Origin of the sequence: Vogesella urethralis, assembly GCF_007644045.2 — a bacterium.
In the GTDB taxonomy this organism is placed as follows: Bacteria; Pseudomonadota; Gammaproteobacteria; order Burkholderiales; family Chromobacteriaceae; genus Vogesella; species Vogesella urethralis.
In genome coordinates this window covers 95,772-112,726 of the sequence record NZ_VMDW02000076.1, presented here as the reverse complement: position 1 = coordinate 112,726, position 16,955 = coordinate 95,772, and the positions used below count along the sequence as shown (strand labels likewise).

The following is a 16,955-nucleotide window of genomic DNA, read 5'->3' as shown; positions in this document are numbered from 1 at the left end:
TTCTCCGGCATCATCGGTTGGATGAGACCAGCATGCACCAATATTTACGTTAATTAAATAACAACTCTTTTGCGTTTACGTTTGGTTTTTTTAACGTATAAGTCAGGCAAGGTTGGCCGCGCCCGCTGCGGCCAACCTTATCCATCGAACAGCGCAGGCTTACTTCACTGCCGCGTTGCCACCGTCGGCATACAGTGCCGAGCCGGCCACAAAGCTGGCCAGCGGGCTGGCCAGGAACAGGATGGCGGCGGCAATCTCTTCCGGCTGCGCCAGCCGCTTCATCGCGTGCAGGCCGGCTGCCCACGCCTGTTGCGCCTCGTCGCCGGCCATCGCGGTCAGCGTGCCGCCGGGCAGCACCGCGTTGGCGCGTATGCCCTGCGCCGCGTAATCGGCGGTAATGCCTTTCACCAGCCCCATCAAGCCGGCCTTGGCCGCGCCGTAGGCCGCCATGCCCGGCAAGCCGACGCTGCTGCCGACAAAGCTGCTGGTAAACACCATCGCGCCGGCGCCGCGTTGCAGCAGCGCCGGAATCTGCGCCCGTGCCGCCAGAAAGGCGGCGCCGAGGTTGCTTTGCAGCGTGGCGTCCCATTCGGCGGCAGACAGCTCGGCCAGCGGGCGGATGGCGCCGGTACTGCCGGCGTTGTTGACGGCGATGTCCAGCCCGCCGAAGTGTTGCAGCGCGACGTCCACGCAGCGCTGGTGGGTATCGGCATCGGTGACGTCGCCAGCTACCACGCAAGCACGGCCGCCGTCGGCCTCGATGGCGGCGGCCAGCGCGTGCAGCGCGGCCGGGTGGCGGGCATTCAGCACCACGGCGGCGCCGTGGGCGCTGAGCAAGCGGGCGGTGGCGGCGCCGATACCGGCAGAGGCGCCGGTAATGATGGCAACCTGGTCTTGTAGCAATGTCATGGGTGGCTCCTGGGTGAGGGACAGGGCCACTGTAGTGGGCCGCCCGCTGCCGGGCAGCCCGATTCTTGCGCACTGCGCGGCCGCGGTTTCAGGCCTTGGTATCGACGTTATTGCCCAGGTGATCCGGGTTGTTGGCCTTGTAGATTTCGTAACCGGCTACCCCCGCCGCAATCAGCGCTGCGGTGGGGTGGGCCTCCACGATCAGTGCGGCTTCCTCTGCCATGGCGGCACCGGCTTTCAGCGCCGCGCCGCCTACCGAACTGATGAATGATCCGACAGCACCCAGTACCATGCTGACACTCCTTCATGTAATCAAGGGTTTAAGCATAACGCACACCGCTGTGCGGTTTTGTAGCCAGATTGTGTCAGCCTGGTAGCCATTGAGCTTTGCCGGCCTTGCCCCCATGCTGCATGGCTGCGGTACCCGGCTTGGCCGGGTGCGGCCAACCATCGCCAACAGGAGCCCTCCATCATGCCGATCCGACGTCGCCACTTTCTGCTGCTGGCCAGCCTGGCCTGGACGCTGACTGCGTGCAGCACCTTGCCCCCGCCCGGCATCCAGCCGGTAAGCGGTTTTGAGCTGCAGCGTTACAGCGGGCAGTGGTACGAGATTGCGCGGCTAGACCACCGCTTCGAGCGCGGCATGAGCGATGTGCGTGCCACTTACACGCCGCAGGCTGACGGCAGCGTAGCGGTGCTGAACCGTGGCTTTGATACCGCCAGCGGCCGCTGGCAGCAGGCGCTGGGGCGGGCGTATTTCAATGCCGACCCGGCCACCGCTTCGCTGAAGGTGTCGTTTTTCGGCCCGTTTTATGGCGGCTACCACGTGGTGGCGCTAGACCCTGCCTACCGCTGGGCGATGGTGGCGGGCAACGACCGCAGCTATTTATGGCTGCTGGCTCGCGACCGCCAGCTGCCGCAAGACGTGAAAACGCGCCTGCTGGCGCAGGCGCGGGGGCTGGGTTTTGATACCGACAAGCTGATCTGGGTCAGCCAGCAGCGTGCTGACGACGCCGCGGCGGCCAACTAGGGCCAGCTAACGCTAGAACGGCTTGTCGCCCAGAATGGTGGCGCGGTGCATGATGCGGTGCGCCGGGCGGTAGTCGTCCACCGCGTAATGCTGGGTGACGCGGTTGTCCCAGAATGCCACGTCGCCCGGCTGCCAGCGCCAGCGCACGCTGTATTCCGGCTTGGCAAAGTGGGCAAACAGGAACTGCAGCACGGCCTGACTTTCTGCCGGCTCCAGCTCGTTGATGTGGGTGGTAAAGCCGTCGCTGACGAACAGCGCCTTTTCACCGCTTACCGGGTGGGTACGGATCACCGGGTGCACCACCGGCGGTGTCTTGCGGCGCGTTTCCTCGTAGTTGGCCAGCGCTTCCGGCGTATTGCCAAAGCGCGACAGCGGGAACGATTTGGTGAAATCGTGCGTGGCGGTCAGGCCGTCCAGCAGCTGCTGGAAGTAGGGCGACAGCCCGCGCCAGGCGGCGGTGCCGCTGGCCCACAGCGTATCGCCGCCGTACTCGGGCAGCTTGCGCGCCACCAGTACCGAGCCCAGCGGCGGGGTGTCGATAAAGGTAACGTCGGTATGCCAGATGGCGTTGTCACGCAGGTCGTTCAGCGCGGTGTCCAGCACCATGATCTGCGGTGTGTCGTCGATCTTCGGGTACAGCGGGTGGATGTGCAGGTCGCCAAACCAGGCGGCAAAATCGCGCTGCTGCTGCGGGCTGACGTCCTGGCCACGGAAGAACAGCACCTGGTGCTGCAGCAGGGCATCGCTAATGCGCTGGCGCAGTTCATCGTTTAGCGGGGTGGCAAGGTCAAAACCTTCCACAATGGCCCCCAGCGCCGGGCTGAGGCGGGTAAAGCGCAAGCTCATGACTACTCCTTAATGGGTCTGGCCGTGCCAGGGGGTAAGGCGACGCTGCAGGCGGCGCAGGCCCAGCTCCAGCGCAAAGGCCACCAGGGCGATGACGATGATGCCCAGCACCACCACGTCGGTAACCAGAAACTGCGCGGCGGACTGGATCATGAAACCCAGGCCACGGGTAGCGGCGATCAGTTCGGCGGCTACCAGCGTGCTCCAGCCGGCGCCCAGGCCGATGCGGATGCCGGTGAGGATATCGGGCAGGGCACCGGGCAAAATCACGTAGCGCAGCAGTTGGCCGCGGCTGGCACCCAGCGACAGCGCGGCTTGCTGACGTACGGTGCTGACGCTGCCCACACCGTGGGCGGTGGCAATCAGCACCGGCGCCAGAATGGCCAGGAAAATCAGCAATACCTTCGACAGCTCGCCAATACCGAACCAGATTACGATCAGCGGCAGGTAGGCCAAGGGCGGCAGCGGGCGGTAGAACTCGATCAGCGGGTCCAGCAGGTGGCGTACGCGCGGGGTGGTGCCAATGGCGATGCCCAGCGGAATGCCCACTGCCACGGCGGCCAACAGCGCCAGCACGATGCGTTGCAAGCTGGCCCACAGGTGTTGCTGCAGTGTCGCGTCCATATAGCCGCTGCTGATCAGGGTGCCGAATTTGGCCAACACATCGCCGGGGGGCGGCAGGAACAGCGCCGGCACCAGGCCACTGGCGGTAATCGCCCACCACAGCAGGGTAATGCTGCCGATGCTGATCAGGCTCCATTGCGTGGGGGAAAGCGGGCGGCGCGGGCGCTGGCCGGCCGGCAGCGTATCGGGGATACGAATCAGGGCAGGGTCGTTGGCAGACATCAGGCGGCCTCCGCTTGGCGTTGGGCAAACAGGCTGCGCAGCAGTTGCTCGCGCAGGGCGATAAAGGCCGGGTCGGACTTGATGGCGCGCACGTCCTCGCCGTCGCGGTAGCGCTGGCTGAAACCGGGGCGCAAGCGCTGCACGATGCGGCCGGGGCCGGGCGACATCAGCACCAGCTCGGTGGCCAGAAACAGCGCTTCCTCGATGTCGTGGGTAATCAGGAAGATGCCGCGCCCGGCGTGCTGCCACACCGATAGCAGCAGTTGCTGCATTTGCTCACGGGTAAAGGCGTCCAGCGCGCCGAACGGCTCGTCCATCAGCAAAATCTTGCTCTGGCTGGCAATGGCGCGAGCAATGCCTACGCGCTGGCGCATGCCGCCAGACAGCTGCCAGGTGTGCTTGCGGCCAACCTCGGCCAGGCCCACCAGCTGCAGTGTGTCGGCGACCACGCGCTCGCGCCGGGCCTTGTCCACGCCTTGCAGCTTCAGGCCAAAGGCCACGTTGTCGGCCACGTTCAGCCACGGCAGCAGCGCGTCGTGCTGGAATACCACGGCGCGCTCTACCCCTGGCGCCTGTACCGGCTGGCCGTCAAAGCTGACGCTGCCTTCGCTGGGGGCGATAAAGCCTGCCAGCACGCCCAATAATGTGGACTTGCCGCAGCCGGACGGCCCCAGCGCCACCACCAGATCGCCTTCGCCCAGCTGCAGCGACACGTGCTGCAGCGCCGGGCTGGCCTGACCGGGGTAGGTCACCCCCAGATTGTGTGCTTGTAGCAGGCTCATGCCGGTTCCCCGCTTACTTTTGCGCCGCAGTGACGAACTGGTTGGTCACAAACGGGGTGTAATCCGGCTGCAGGCTGTCTACCTTGCCTTGCGACTTCAGGAAGGCGGCGGTATCGGCCACCGCTTTCACGAACGGTTTTTGCAGCAGCGCGCTTTGCTCTTTCAGCGACGGGTATTTGTTGCCCGGCAGCAAGGCGGCCACTTCTTCCGGTTTGCTGCCGGTGAGGCGGGCGATCTTCTCGACGTTGGCCGCATCATTGGCAAACGCTTTCGGGTCTTTGTTGTAGCGGTCGAACGCCGCGCCGGTGACCTTGGCGAACTGCTTCAGGAAGTTAGGATTTTTCTCGGCAAAATCCTTGCGCACGATCCACAGGTCGTAAGTGGGAGCGCCCCATTTGCTGACTTCGGCCGAGCTGGTCAGCACCTTGCCGCTGGCTTTCACCTTGCCCAGTGCCGGGTCCCACACATAGGCGGCGTCGATGTCGCCACGCTGCCAGGCGGCAGCAATCTCGCTGGGGCGCAGGTTGAGGATGTTCACCTTGCTGGCGTCCACCTTCCAGTGTTTCAGCGCGGCGAGCAGGCTGTAGTGGGTGGTGGATACGTACGGTACGGCCACCTTTTTGCCGATCAGGTCGGCCGGCTTGTTGATATTGCTGCCATTGCGTACCACCAGTGCTTCGGATTCGCCGATGACGCCGGTGATCAGGAAGGTCTGGATCGGCAGGCCACGGCTGGCGGCGGCGGCCAGCGGGCTGCTGCCGATATTGCCGATCGGCACGTCGCCGGACGCCACGGCCGCCACCACTTCGGCACCGCTTTCAAACTTACGCCAGTTGATCTTGGCGCCGGTGGCTTTCTCGTACTCGCCATTGGCTTGCGGCACCTTGGAAGGGTCGACGCCGGTCTGGTATGCGATGGTAACGTCTTCGGCCACGGCCAGGCCGGAAGCAAAGGCAAGCGAAACGAATAGCGCGGTGAGGGTCGGGCGGGTCATGGCAATATCCTTGTGTGTGCTGGTGTGATGGCACCATTAAAAAGAAAAGCCAGCGCGGCTGGAAATAAGGAATGCGGCAATCGATATCTATGCTTTTTTATAAAGCTATCCAGGTATTTGAATAAGGTGCAGTGGCTTGTTTTCCAAAGATAAAATGCCGGATTTTCTTATTGGCGCAGAACTTATCGGAATTGCTTATATAGGCTATGGATAAAAGCGCCTACAGTGGGTGCATTGCGCGCTTATTGAATACCTAGAATGAAACGCTTTAAACAAAGCAAAGTGGTGCCGGCCGGTTTTGATCCGGCATTACTGCAGTACTGTCAGACCTTGCTGGCCAATCAGCCGGGTGGCCATCGGCTGGGCTGGAATGATCGCGAGGTGTTTGCGGCTTTTGACGGCTGGTGGCTCACCAGCGAGTTTTTCCCGGTGGCGCAGCCGCAGGCCGATGGCTACCAGGCGGTGTATATGGCGGCACGGCTGCGCATTCACGGCCAGTTCGGCCAGACCTTGCCTGCCGACTGGCTGTTCGCCATGAACTACGCCGAAAGCAAGGCGGTGGCGCTGCTGAAGCTGATCCGTATCCTGCATCTGCTCAATCATCTGGGCCGCAACGGTCGGGCGCTACCGCTACGTATCGACCTCGACCCGCGCATCTGCCACGCCTTCAGCGACCGCATCGTCGACTTCACTACCCAGCTGCTGCAAGGCCTGGGCCTGGCCAGCAGCCAGGTGCTGTTTTTACTGTTCATCGACCGCGATACCACCGACGTTGGCCGCGCGCTGATGCAGCGTTACCGCGAGCACGCCCATCAGGTAGGGCTGGGCGGCTTTGGCGAAAGCCCGCATGACCTGCACCGGTTATGGTTGCTGGAGCCGGACTTTGTCTGCCTGGCACCGCGTTTCATCCGGCGCGCCATTATGTACCCGCAGGTGCGCGAGCAATTGCTGCAGCTGATGCCACAGCTGGTAGAGCAGGGCTATGTGCTGGGGGTAGAGGAAATCGTCTGCGGCAATATGCTGGGCATTGCCCGGCAAATGGGGGCCCGCTTTTATGCCGGGCAGTGGGTGGCGCAGCAACTGGCGGCCAACGAAGCGCCCATTACCCTCACTATCCGCGAGCCGGGGAGTAGCGATATCGCGCTGCTGGGTTAATTCCCCACCACAATCAAATAAACCCGTCAGCCATAAAAAGGCCTGACGGGTTTGTTTTATCGGCAGCCCGGTAAGGGGCTGCCGCGGTGTATTAGCGGGTAATGATCTGATCGAAAATGGCACCATCGTCAAAATGCACTTTTTGCGCCTTGGCCCAGCCACCAAAAACCTGGTCGATGGTAAACAGTTTCACTTTGGCAAACTTGCCAGCGTATTTGGCCGCTACTTTCGGGTCGCACGGGCGGTAATAGTTGGCTGCGGCCAACTCTTGGCCTTCCGGGCTGTACAGATACTGCAGGTAGGCCTCGGCCACCTTGCGCGTGCCGCGCTTGTCTACCACCTTGTCCACCACGCTCACCGGCGGTTCGGCCAGGATGGAAATGGACGGTACCACGATGTCGAACTTGTCCGGGCCCAGCTCCTTGGTGGCCAGATAGGCTTCGTTTTCCCACGAGATCAGTACGTCGCCAATGCCGCGCTGTGCAAAGCTCACCAGCGAGCCGCGGGCGCCAGAATCCAGCACTTTGACGTTCTGGTAGATCTTTTTCACCAGTTCGCGGGCGCTGGCGTCATTGCCGCTCGGCTGCTTCAGCGCGTAGCCCCAGGCCGCCAGGTAGTTCCAGCGTGCACCACCACCGGTTTTCGGGTTAGGCGCGATGACCTCTACGCCCGGACGGGCCAGGTCGTTCCAGTCCTTGATCGCTTTCGGGTTGCCCTTGCGTACCAGCAGTACGATGGTGGAGGTGTACGGCGTGCTGTTATGTGGCTGGCGGCTTTGCCAGTTGGCCGGCACCAGGCCGCCATTCTTGTGCAGCTCGTCGATATCGTTGGACAACGCCAGCGTCACCACGTCGGCTTCCAGGCCATCAATGACCGAGCGTGCCTGCTTGCCGGAGCCACCATGCGACTGCTTGACGGTGACGGTTTCGCCGGTTTTGGCTTTCCAGTATTTGGCAAAAGCCACGTTGAAGTCTTGGTATAGCTCGCGGGTAGGGTCGTAAGACACGTTCAGCAAGCTGACGTCGGCCACGGCCAGTGGCGATAACAGCGATACCAGCAGCAGGCTGGCCAGCGAGCGGCGTAGCGTCATGGTGTACTCCTGGATTGGTGAACCACCAGTCTACGGATGCGCATGCTCGCCTCGAAACAAGAAAAACTGCTTTGCATATCGATGGATTGGCAAAGACCGCTGTGCCACGGGATACGCGGGCGTAAGACCATAAAAAAACGCCCCGGGTGGTCACACCACGGGGCGCCCAAGGAGGCTTTACACAGTGAGGGCTCAGGCGGCCGGTGCGCTGCTGCGGATCAGGTGGTCGAACGCGCCCAGCGCGGCTTTGGCGCCTTCACCCATCGCGATGATGATCTGCTTGTACGGCACGTCGGTGACGTCACCGGCGGCGAATACGCCGGCCACACTGGTGTCTTGGTGGCGGCCGGTAATGATCTCGCCGCGGCTGCTCAGCTCGATGCTGCCTTTGAGCCAGTCGGTATTGGGCAGCAGGCCGATCTGCACGAAGATGCCTTCCAGCTCGATGTGGCGTGCTTCGCCGCTGACGCGGTCGGTGTAGCGCAGGCCGTTCACCTTGCTGCCGTCACCGGTGACTTCGGTGGTTTGGGCTTGCAGGATCACGGTGACGTTGGGCAGGCTGCGCAGCTTGTTCTGCAGCACGGCGTCGGCGCGCATGGCGTCGCCGAATTCCAGCAGGGTAACGTGCGACACGATGCCGGCCAGGTCGATGGCGGCTTCCACGCCGGAGTTGCCACCGCCAATAACGGCGACGCGCTTGCCTTTGAACAGCGGGCCGTCGCAGTGCGGGCAGTAGGCCACGCCTTTGTTGCGGTATTGCTGCTCGCCCGGCACGTTCATTTCGCGCCAGCGGGCGCCGGTGGCGATGATGACCGACTTGGCTTTCAGCGTGGCACCGTTGTGCAGCTGCACTTCGGTGAGGCCGCTGCTGCTTTCGCTGGCGGCGATCAGCTTGCTGGCGCGTTGCAGGTTCATCACGTCCACGTCGTATTCCTTGACGTGCTGCTCCAGCGCCATCGCCAGTTTCGGGCCTTCGGTTTCTTTTACCGAGATGAAGTTTTCGATACCCAGGGTGTCCAGCACCTGACCGCCGAAGCGTTCGGCTACCACGCCGGTGCGGATGCCTTTGCGGGCGGCGTAGATGGCGGCAGCGGCGCCGGCCGGGCCACCGCCGACCACCAGCACGTCGAAGGCGTCTTTCTGTGCCAGTTTTTCGGCGTCGCGGGCGGCGGCGCCGGTGTCGAGCTTGGCGACGATTTCTTCCAGCCCCATGCGGCCCTGGCCGAACACCTCACCGTTCAGGTACACGGTGGGCACCGACATGATCTGGCGGTCGTTGACCTCGGCCTGGAATAGCGCGCCGTCGATCATGGTGTGGCGGATGGCGGGGTTCAGCACCGCCATCAGGTTCAGCGCCTGTACTACGTCCGGGCAGTTCTGGCACGACAGCGAGATGTAGGTTTCGAAGGTGAACTCACCCTGCAGGTCTTTCACTTGCTGGATCAGTTCCTGGCCGGCTTTGGACGGGTGGCCGCCCACTTGCAGCAGCGCCAGTACCAGCGAGGTGAACTCGTGGCCCATCGGCACGCCGGCAAACTGCACGCGCGGCGCGGCGTCGCCGGTGCGACCAACGCTGAACGACGGCTGGCGGGCGTTGTTGCCGTCGAAACGGGCGCTCACCTTATCGGACAGGCTGGCGATGTCGGCCAGCAGGCCGCGTACTTCCTCGTCTTTGGCGCCGCCGCCCAGGCTGGCGACCAGCTCGATCGGGTGTTGCAGGTTGGCGAGGTAGGTTTGCAGTTGGGTCTTGATGTTGGCGTCCAGCATGGTGTGCTCCTTGGTAACGGGTACCCGGGAAAGCGGCTTTGGCGAGGCAAAGGTTGGCCGCAAGGCCGCTTTCCGGGGCACCCGGCAATGAATGTCGGGTGGGGGCGAGGCTAGCCGGGAGAGGCCGGCCAACCTCGTCAAACTGCTGAGCTGCCAGCCTGCGGGCGGCAGCGTGGTGGGCGATTAGATCTTGCCGACCAGGTCCAGCGACGGTGCCAGGGTGGCGTCGCCTTCTTTCCACTTGGCCGGGCACACTTCGCCCGGGTGGGCGGCCACATACTGGGCGGCTTTCACTTTGCGCAGCAGCTCGGCAGCGTCGCGGCCCACGCCACCGGCGTTGATTTCAACGATCTGGATCTTGCCTTCCGGGTCGATCACGAAGGTGCCGCGGTCGGCCAGGCCGGCTTCCTCGATCAGCACGCCGAAGTTGCGCGAGATCAGGTGGGTCGGGTCAGCCAGCATCGGGTACTGGATCTTCTTGATGGTGTCGGAGGTGTCGTGCCAGGCCTTGTGGGTGAAGTGGGTGTCGGTGGACACCGAGTAGATTTCCACGCCCAGTTTTTGGAATTCCGGGTACAGGTCGGCCAGGTCGCCCAGTTCGGTCGGGCACACGAAGGTGAAGTCGGCCGGGTAGAAGAACACGACGGACCATTTGCCCAGCAGGGTCTGGTCAGTCACGTCGATGAACTGGCCGTTGTGGAAGGCTTTGCTGGCGAACGGTTTGATCTGGCTATTGATGATGGACATGCTCGGCTCCTTGGTTCAGTGAGGGGGTGAACTGCAATGAACAGGATTGTGCCGAAGCTGCTGTTATTGATCCAATTGAATGTTTTTCTGGTTTTGTTAGTTATTTGCAATGATGTGAGCGCCGACCGTAGCAAGCTGCGGCCAACGGGGCGGCCACGTTCAGGTGCTGCCGCGCAGCAGCAGTTGGAAACCCAGGTCTTGCTGTGGCTGTGCCGGTTGTTCGCCGGCCATCAGCGTCAGCAGCATGTTGGCCGCTGCGGCGCCGATGGCGTAGCGCGGGGTGGCCACGGTGGTCAGCGCCGGGTTGGTCCACGCCGACATCTCCAGGTTGTTGAAGCCGGCGATGGCCAGTTGCTCCGGTACGGCAATGTGGCGGCGCTGGCACTCGAACATCACCCCCAGCGCCAGGTCGTCGTTGTTGCAGAAGATGGCGTCGCAGTCCGGCGCCTGGCGTAGCAGCTCGTCCAGCAGCCGCGCCCCTTGGCCCACAGAGGAGGGCTGCGCCTCGGCAATTTCGCGGTGCGGCTGGTACAGGCCGGCTTCGCGCAGTGCGGCGCGGTAGCCTTCGCCGCGCTTGATGGTGCGAGGGTCCAGCTGCGCAGCCAGAAAACCGATGCGGCGGTAGCCTTTGTCCAGTAGCTGGCGGGTCAGCGCGTAGCCGCTGTCGAACTGCGAAAAGCCCACGCAGTAACGGCCGCTATCGTCCAGCTCCATCATGTGCACGGTGGGAATGTCGGCACTGCGCAACAGGGTGCTGGCGGCGTCGTTCTGGTCGAAACCGGTCAGCAGGATGCCGTCCGGGTTGTATTCCAGATAGGTGCGCAGCAGCGTTTCTTCGTCTTGCGGCGCGTAGCGGGTGTCGCCGATCAGCGTCTGGTAGCCGCGCGGGTACAGGGTGTCGTGGATGGCGGCCAGGGTATCGACAAACACCGCGTTGGACAGCGACGGTACCAGTACCACCACGCTGTGCGAGCGCGCCGACGCCAGCGAGCGGGCGGCACGGTTGGGCACGTAGCCCAGCTGGCGCACGGCGTCGTCTATGCGTTGGCGCAGGCTGTCGGTAACCAGCGCCGGCTTGTTGAGCGCGCGGGAGATGGTAATGGCGCTGACGCCAACGTGGGCGGCAACATCGTTCAGGGTGACGCGGCTCTGGCCGGCGCGGGGTTTGCGGTCTGTCATGGCGCTCATTCTAGCGGGAGGTGGTGGATGTCGGGAGCGCAGAGTTTGCTGCGCTGCACGATCAAATCTGCTTTACAGGGGGTTATGTTAGCGCTAACTTTGCATCCGGCCAAACGCCAGCCAGCGGCTGACGTGCGGCAGGGCCACTGCGGTGGCATTTTTATGATCTCGAAATGTTAACGCTAACATGACAATGCAAACCATGCTGGTAGTGATGGGCGTATGCGGCAGCGGCAAGAGCGAGGTTGGCCGCGTGCTGGCCACCGCGCTGGGCGCGCGCTTTGTGGAGGGAGACGATTTTCACCCGCCGGCCAATGTGGCGCGGATGGAAGCCGGCATCCCGCTGACCGATGACGATCGCGGCCAGTGGCTGCAGGCGCTGCGCGGCCAGCTGCAGCAGGCGGTGGCCGCCGGGGAGGGCGTGGTGTTGTCCTGTTCGGCGCTGAAGCGCCGCTACCGCGACCTGCTGCGCGACGGCTGCCCCGGCCTGGCCTTTGTGTACCTGAAGGGCGAGCGCGCGCTGATTGAGGCCCGCATGCGTGCCCGTCAGGGCCATTTCATGCCGCTGGCACTGATCGACAGCCAGCTGGCCGACCTGGAGCCGCCGCTGGCGGAAGAGGGCGCCATCGAGGCCGACATTCGTCTGCCGGTGGCCGAGCTGGTAGCCGGCGTGGTAGCGCGCCTGACGGCACATACAAGGAGTTCCCATGCATAAGCTGCTGTCCCGCTGCGAGCGGGTGATCGAATGGCTGCTGGCACTGGCGCTGGCAGTCATGGTGCTGTTGGTGTTCGGCAATGTGGTGCTGCGCTACGTGTTCGACTCGGGCATTGCCTCGGCCGAAGAAGTGTCGCGGCTGATGTTCGTGTGGCTGGTCTTTCTGGGCGCCATCCTGGCCACGCGCCAGCACGCGCACCTGGGCGTGGAAATGGTACAGGCCAGGCTGGCCCCGCGCTGGCGCCGCCTGTGCGCGCTGCTCAGCCACGGCCTGATGCTGTACGTGCTGGTGCTGTTCCTGCAAGGCAGCTGGCAGCAGACCTTAATCGGCCTGCAAACCTATTCCACGGTGCTGGGCTTCCCGATGGCGCTGTTTTCCGGCGCCGGCCTGCTGTGCGCGGTAGCCATGCTGCTGCTCTTGGGCCTGAACCTGCTGCGTATCCTGCTGGGCCACCCGCAGGCCCATATTCCGGGCAACCCCGACGCCGCCGGCGGCCAGGATCTGTAAAGGACACCCGATGACCATCGCAATCTTTCTGTCTGTACTGTTTGCCGGCATGGCCCTGGGCATGCCGGTGGCTTTCGCGCTGATCCTGACCGGGGTAGCGCTGATGTTTCACCTGGACTTTTTCGACGCCCAGCTGATCGCGCAGAACCTGCTGTCCGGGGCCGACAGCTTTCCGCTGATGGCGGTGCCGTTCTTTATATTGGCCGGCGAGCTGATGAACGCCGGCGGCATTTCGCGCCGCATCATCAACCTGGCGGTGGCCTTTGTCGGCCATATCCAGGGCGGGCTGGGCTTTGTGGCCATTGCCGCCTCGGTACTGCTGGCCAGCCTGTCCGGCTCCGCCATCGCCGATACCGCCGCGCTGGCCACCTTGCTGATTCCGATGATGCGCGACAACGGCTACCCGGTTGGCCGCGCCTCCGGCCTGATCGCCTCCGGAGGCATCATCGCGCCGATCATTCCGCCCAGCATGCCGTTCATCATTTTCGGCGTCACCACCAATACCTCGATTACCGCGCTGTTCCTGGCCGGCATCGTGCCCGGCCTGCTGATGGGCGTGGGGCTGATCATTACCTGGCTGTGGGTGTCGCGCGGCATGCAGGTAAAACCGCAGCCGCGCCAGAGCTGGGCGCAGCGCCGCCACGCCTTGCTGGACGGCATCTGGGCGCTGATGTTGCCGGTGATCATTATTGGCGGCCTGAAATTCGGCGTGTTCACGCCGACCGAGGCCGCGGTGGTGGCGGCGGTGTATTCGCTGCTGGTGAGCTTGCTGGTTTACCGCGAGCTGAAGCTGCCGGCGCTGCAGCCGGTGTTCGTGCACGCCGCCCGTACCACCGCCACCGTGATGTTCTTGTGTGCGGCGGCCATGGTGTCGTCGTACATGATCACGCTGGCCGACCTGCCGGCGCAGATCGGCCAGATGCTGGGGCCGTTGATGGAGCAACCGCGCCTGCTGATGGCCGCCATGATGCTGCTGCTGTTGCTCGTGGGCATCGTGATGGACCTGACCCCCACCATCCTGGTGCTGGGCCCGGTGATGATGCCGCTGGTGCTGCAAGCCGGCATCGACCCCACCTACTTCGGCGTGATGTTCATCCTGGTGGGCTCCATCGGCCTGATTACCCCGCCGGTGTGCACGGTGCTGAACGTGGTGTGCGGCATTGCCCGCATTTCGCTGGAAACCGCCACCCGTGGCGTGCTGCCCTTCCTGGGCGTTTACTTGGCGCTGCTGGCTTTGCTGGTGGCGGTGCCCGAGCTGGTGACCGTGCCGGCCAAGTTCTTCCGTTAGCCTGTTGGCCAACGTTGCTGTCGTGACAATACAAATCAAGGAGAGACCCATGACAACCCTGCTGTTCAAACCCGTACTGGCCGGCCTGTTGGCCGCCGGTTTCCTGGCCGCACCGCTGGTGCAGGCGGCCGATATCAAGCCGCGCCTGATCCGCTTTGGCTATGGCCTGGCCGAAGACAGCAACCAGGGCCGCGCGGTGAAGGTATTCGCCGACGAAGTGGCCAAGCGCTCCGGCGGCAAGCTGAAGGTGAAAGGCTTTGCCTCGGCCACGCTGGGCAACGACGTGCAGATGCAGAACGCGCTGATCGGTGGCGCGCAGGAGATGATGGTGGGCTCTACCGCCACACTGGTGGGCGTGGAGAAGGATTTCGGCGTCTACGACCTGCCGTTCCTGTTCAGCAACGAGCAGGAGGCCGACAAGGTGCTGGACGGTGCATTCGGCCAGTCGTTGCTGGCGCGGCTGCCGGCCAAGGGCATGGTGGGGCTGGCGTACTGGGAAAACGGCTTTCGCAACGTGACCAACACCAAGCGCCCGATTACCCGCTTCGAGGATTTTCAGGGCATCAAGCTGCGCGTGATGCAGAACCCGGTATACATCGACATGTTCAACAGTTTTGGCGCCAACGCGGTGCCGCTGGCTTTTGCCGAGCTGTTTACCGCGCTGGAAACGCGGGCGGTGGACGGCCAGGAAAACCCGGTGAACACCATCCAGTCCAGCAAGTTCTACGAGGTGCAGAAATACCTGTCCATTACCAAGCACGTCTACAGCCCGTGGGTGGTGACGGTCAGCAAGAAATGGTGGGACGGTCTGTCGCGTGACGAGCAGAAGATCCTGCAGGATGCCGCCGTGGTGTCGCGCGCCTTCGAGCGCAAGGATACCCGCGCCGAGGCGATGCGCAGCGTCAGCTTCCTGACGCAGCAGGGCATGCAGATCAACAAGGTGAGCGACGCCGAGCTCAAGCGCATGCGCGACAAGGCCAAACCGGCGTTCGACCGCTTTGCGGCCAACGGTGGCGGCGAGGTGCTGAAGGCGCTGCAGGGCGCGCTGGCGCAGGCACGCTAAACCCGCCAGCAGCTTGGCCATAGCACCCCCCGTTCTGCTGGCAGACGGGGGGTGTTTGCCTGCCGGGGCCACGGCGGCAGGCGGCGTGGCTTACAGGCCGGCGATGCGCGCTACCAGCTGCGCCAGTTCGTCCCGCGTCACCTTGCCCATGCCGTTGAAGCGGCCGCCCGGTGCCGTCAGCAGCCCGGCTGCCACCACCTGCGCGGCGGCGTCGTCGTAGCCGGCCTGCAGTTCGCCGGCGTCTTGCAGCGTGGCGCGTTCACTCAGTTTCTGGCGCTGGAAGCCTTCGTACATGGCGCGGGTGGCTATCGCCAGCTCCTGACGGGTGATGGCCGCGTCCGGCCAGAAGCGGTCGCTGCCGCCCATCCAGCCCTGGCTCACCACGATGGCGATCTGCTCGCGCAGCGGGTGGTCGGCGGCGAGATCGTTCAACGCCGGCGCTTCCTTCGCGTTCAGCTCGCCGCCCAGCAACATCTGCAGCGTATTGGCCAGTTCGGCGCGCGTTACCGGCCGCTGCGGCCAGAAACGGCCTTGCTCGTCAGTCGTCATCAGGCCGCGGAACACCACGGCCTTCACCGCTTGCGGCTGGCGGCTGCGGGCGATGTCGGTGGGGGTGGTGCGTGCCGGGTCGCCCAGGCGGGCATCTACCGGTTCGATATCCAGCCGGATGTCGCGTACGGTGTAGTTGGTCTGCGAATCGACAAAGCTGCTCCAGGCGGCAAAGCGCTCGCCCTTGCTGAAACTGAAGCGGTAGCCGTAGTGGTAACCGTTGGCCGGGTTGTAGCGCACCATCAGCCCTTGCTGGCGCTGGGCGGTGTTGTCGGCCAGGCCGTACAGCACGGCGCGGCCGACGGCGTTGACCGCCGACAGGTCGGCAATCAGGCTGTTGCCGTTGAGGTAGGCGTCGCCGGCAGCGATGGCGGCCTTGCCGTCGCGCGGCTGCAGCGTGCCGTTAGCCGGGTCGTAGCGGTCGCCGCTGCCCAGCATGCTGAGGCGCACATTGCCGATGCGGCTGCCGTACAGCGTTTTCTGATAGCTGGCCGCGCTGGCGTCCATCACCGTCAGGTAGCCTTCGCCCAGCACTTCCAGCGTACCGTCCGGCTTCACCCACATTGCGGTATTGGTGTCCAGCCCGTAGCCGCGGGCCAGGCCGCGCGCGCTGAGGTAGGCGGCCATGCGGCCAACCCGGCCGCTGCTGGTTTCTTCCAGCTTGTCCAGGTGCTGGTCGATGATGCCGTCGAAAAAGCCGGCGCCGGGCAGGATGCTGACGCCGCGCATGTCGGCGCGCTGGCCCAGGCCAAAGTCCAGCGTATCCATCACCACGCCGTAGGCGGTGGGCATTTGCTTGCCCTGGATGCTGGCGCCGGCGCTGGTGCCGCCGATCACGCCGCCGCGTTGCTTCACGGCGTGGATGGCGTGCCAGGCTTGCGACGGGCTGCCGTCGGTATTGAACAGTGCACGCGCGATGCGCGACTGGTCGCCGCCGACAAACCACACCGCGGTAGCGTCGGCCAGCGGCTGCAGCACTGCCGGGTCGTTCATGTTTTTCTGGTAGTTCTTGCGGTCGATGTCGATGATGCTGATGCGCGCCTCCGGCACCCCCATCGCTACCAGTTCGGCGCGGAAGCGGCGGCTGGAACCCAGGCTGCCGCTGGCGGTGGGCATGATGGCGATGCGAGCCTGCTGGGCGCCGCCGGCCAGTTCCACGAACTTGGCGTACACCGGCACGTTGCTGGCGCGCAGCATGCCGCCCACGGCCAGCAGGTGGCCTTCTGCCTGTGCCTGGTTGCAGAGGCCGGCACCCGCCAGCGCCAGCAGCAGCGCCACGGTGAGTCTGTTTGCTTTCAATGCGTTCTCCTCGTCCGCGCGCACCGGCCCGGCGCCCCGGCGTGTCGGCCGGGGCGCAAGCTGGCGTGTTGCGGACACCTTGTTGCGAGTCAATGAGTCATTGCCGTGATTGTTCACGTGCTTTATGCCAGCCGGTGGCTGGGTGAAACGCCGGGCTGGGCCCGGGTTGCCGGCACGCGCGGGCGTAC

17 protein-coding genes are annotated in these 16,955 nt (G+C 64.3%); 6 read left to right on the top strand and 11 right to left on the bottom strand.

Annotated elements, in window-relative coordinates; all coding sequences use genetic code 11:
* Positions 1-159: 159 nt before the first annotated feature.
* Positions 160-909 carry an SDR family oxidoreductase gene (locus FLQ03_RS08535; protein ID WP_144372455.1) on the bottom strand — a complete coding sequence of 250 codons (750 nt, stop codon included), beginning with the start codon at positions 907-909 and terminating at the stop codon, positions 160-162.
* A gap of 88 nt (positions 910-997) precedes the next feature.
* Positions 998-1,201, bottom strand: coding sequence for a hypothetical protein (locus FLQ03_RS08530; protein WP_144372454.1), 204 nt, complete (start codon positions 1,199-1,201; stop codon positions 998-1,000).
* A gap of 180 nt (positions 1,202-1,381) precedes the next feature.
* On the opposite strand from FLQ03_RS08530, the gene FLQ03_RS08525 reads away from it, so the two are divergent.
* Positions 1,382-1,939, top strand: a complete 558-nt coding sequence (locus FLQ03_RS08525; RefSeq protein ID WP_144372453.1) for a lipocalin family protein — start codon at positions 1,382-1,384, stop codon at positions 1,937-1,939.
* 12 nt (positions 1,940-1,951) lie between these two features.
* Here FLQ03_RS08525 and tauD read toward each other — a convergent pair whose 3' ends face one another.
* Genes tauD through tauA form a run of 4 tightly spaced genes read right to left on the bottom strand, consistent with a single transcriptional unit; the run spans position 1,952 to position 5,407 of the window.
* On the bottom strand, positions 1,952-2,785 hold the full coding sequence (gene tauD / locus FLQ03_RS08520; RefSeq protein WP_144372452.1) for a taurine dioxygenase: 834 nt from the start codon (positions 2,783-2,785) through the stop codon (positions 1,952-1,954).
* Between the two features lie 9 nt (positions 2,786-2,794).
* On the bottom strand, positions 2,795-3,631 hold the full coding sequence (tauC, locus tag FLQ03_RS08515) for a taurine ABC transporter permease TauC (RefSeq protein WP_144372451.1): 837 nt from the start codon (positions 3,629-3,631) through the stop codon (positions 2,795-2,797).
* Positions 3,631-4,413: a taurine ABC transporter ATP-binding subunit gene (gene tauB, locus FLQ03_RS08510; RefSeq protein WP_144372450.1), complete on the bottom strand. Its 783-nt coding sequence runs from the start codon at positions 4,411-4,413 to the stop codon at positions 3,631-3,633. The genes tauC and tauB overlap by 1 nt, the downstream gene beginning before the upstream one ends.
* A gap of 13 nt (positions 4,414-4,426) precedes the next feature.
* On the bottom strand, positions 4,427-5,407 hold the full coding sequence (gene tauA / locus FLQ03_RS08505) for a taurine ABC transporter substrate-binding protein (RefSeq protein WP_144372449.1): 981 nt from the start codon (positions 5,405-5,407) through the stop codon (positions 4,427-4,429).
* 258 nt (positions 5,408-5,665) lie between these two features.
* Here tauA and FLQ03_RS08500 point away from each other — a divergent pair, with 258 nt between their 5' ends.
* The gene (locus tag FLQ03_RS08500; protein ID WP_144372448.1) at positions 5,666-6,562 is read left to right on the top strand and encodes an EAL domain-containing protein; all 897 of its coding nucleotides are present in this window, start codon (positions 5,666-5,668) and stop codon (positions 6,560-6,562) included.
* A 91-nt stretch (positions 6,563-6,653) separates the two neighbouring features.
* Here FLQ03_RS08500 and FLQ03_RS08495 read toward each other — a convergent pair whose 3' ends face one another.
* From FLQ03_RS08495 to gntR, 4 genes are all read right to left on the bottom strand, one after another.
* On the bottom strand, positions 6,654-7,652 hold the full coding sequence (locus FLQ03_RS08495; RefSeq protein ID WP_144372447.1) for a sulfate ABC transporter substrate-binding protein: 999 nt from the start codon (positions 7,650-7,652) through the stop codon (positions 6,654-6,656).
* 192 nt (positions 7,653-7,844) lie between these two features.
* On the bottom strand, positions 7,845-9,419 hold the full coding sequence (ahpF, locus tag FLQ03_RS08490; protein WP_144372446.1) for an alkyl hydroperoxide reductase subunit F: 1,575 nt from the start codon (positions 9,417-9,419) through the stop codon (positions 7,845-7,847).
* A gap of 183 nt (positions 9,420-9,602) precedes the next feature.
* Positions 9,603-10,166 (bottom strand): alkyl hydroperoxide reductase subunit C, encoded by a 564-nt coding sequence (gene ahpC, locus FLQ03_RS08485; RefSeq protein ID WP_144372445.1) that lies wholly within the window; start codon positions 10,164-10,166, stop codon positions 9,603-9,605.
* 159 nt (positions 10,167-10,325) lie between these two features.
* On the bottom strand, positions 10,326-11,345 hold the full coding sequence (gene gntR, locus FLQ03_RS08480) for an HTH-type transcriptional regulator GntR (protein WP_144372444.1): 1,020 nt from the start codon (positions 11,343-11,345) through the stop codon (positions 10,326-10,328).
* 187 nt (positions 11,346-11,532) lie between these two features.
* On the opposite strand from gntR, the gene FLQ03_RS08475 reads away from it, so the two are divergent.
* From FLQ03_RS08475 to FLQ03_RS08460, 4 genes are read left to right on the top strand one after another with little or no spacing between them, the layout of a single operon-like run.
* On the top strand, positions 11,533-12,060 hold the full coding sequence (locus FLQ03_RS08475; protein ID WP_240802230.1) for a gluconokinase: 528 nt from the start codon (positions 11,533-11,535) through the stop codon (positions 12,058-12,060).
* Positions 12,053-12,568, top strand: a complete 516-nt coding sequence (locus FLQ03_RS08470; protein ID WP_144372443.1) for a TRAP transporter small permease — start codon at positions 12,053-12,055, stop codon at positions 12,566-12,568. The genes FLQ03_RS08475 and FLQ03_RS08470 overlap by 8 nt, the downstream gene beginning before the upstream one ends.
* A 10-nt stretch (positions 12,569-12,578) precedes the next feature.
* Positions 12,579-13,856, top strand: coding sequence for a TRAP transporter large permease subunit (locus FLQ03_RS08465; protein WP_144372442.1), 1,278 nt, complete (start codon positions 12,579-12,581; stop codon positions 13,854-13,856).
* A gap of 49 nt (positions 13,857-13,905) precedes the next feature.
* Entirely contained in the window at positions 13,906-14,919 is a 1,014-nt protein-coding gene (locus FLQ03_RS08460) for a TRAP transporter substrate-binding protein (protein WP_144372441.1), read from the top strand.
* 90 nt (positions 14,920-15,009) lie between these two features.
* Here the strand turns inward: FLQ03_RS08460 and FLQ03_RS08455 are convergent, their stop codons facing one another.
* Positions 15,010-16,767, bottom strand: coding sequence for an S-layer homology domain-containing protein (locus FLQ03_RS08455; protein ID WP_206210902.1), 1,758 nt, complete (start codon positions 16,765-16,767; stop codon positions 15,010-15,012).
* Positions 16,768-16,955: the final 188 nt, after the last annotated feature.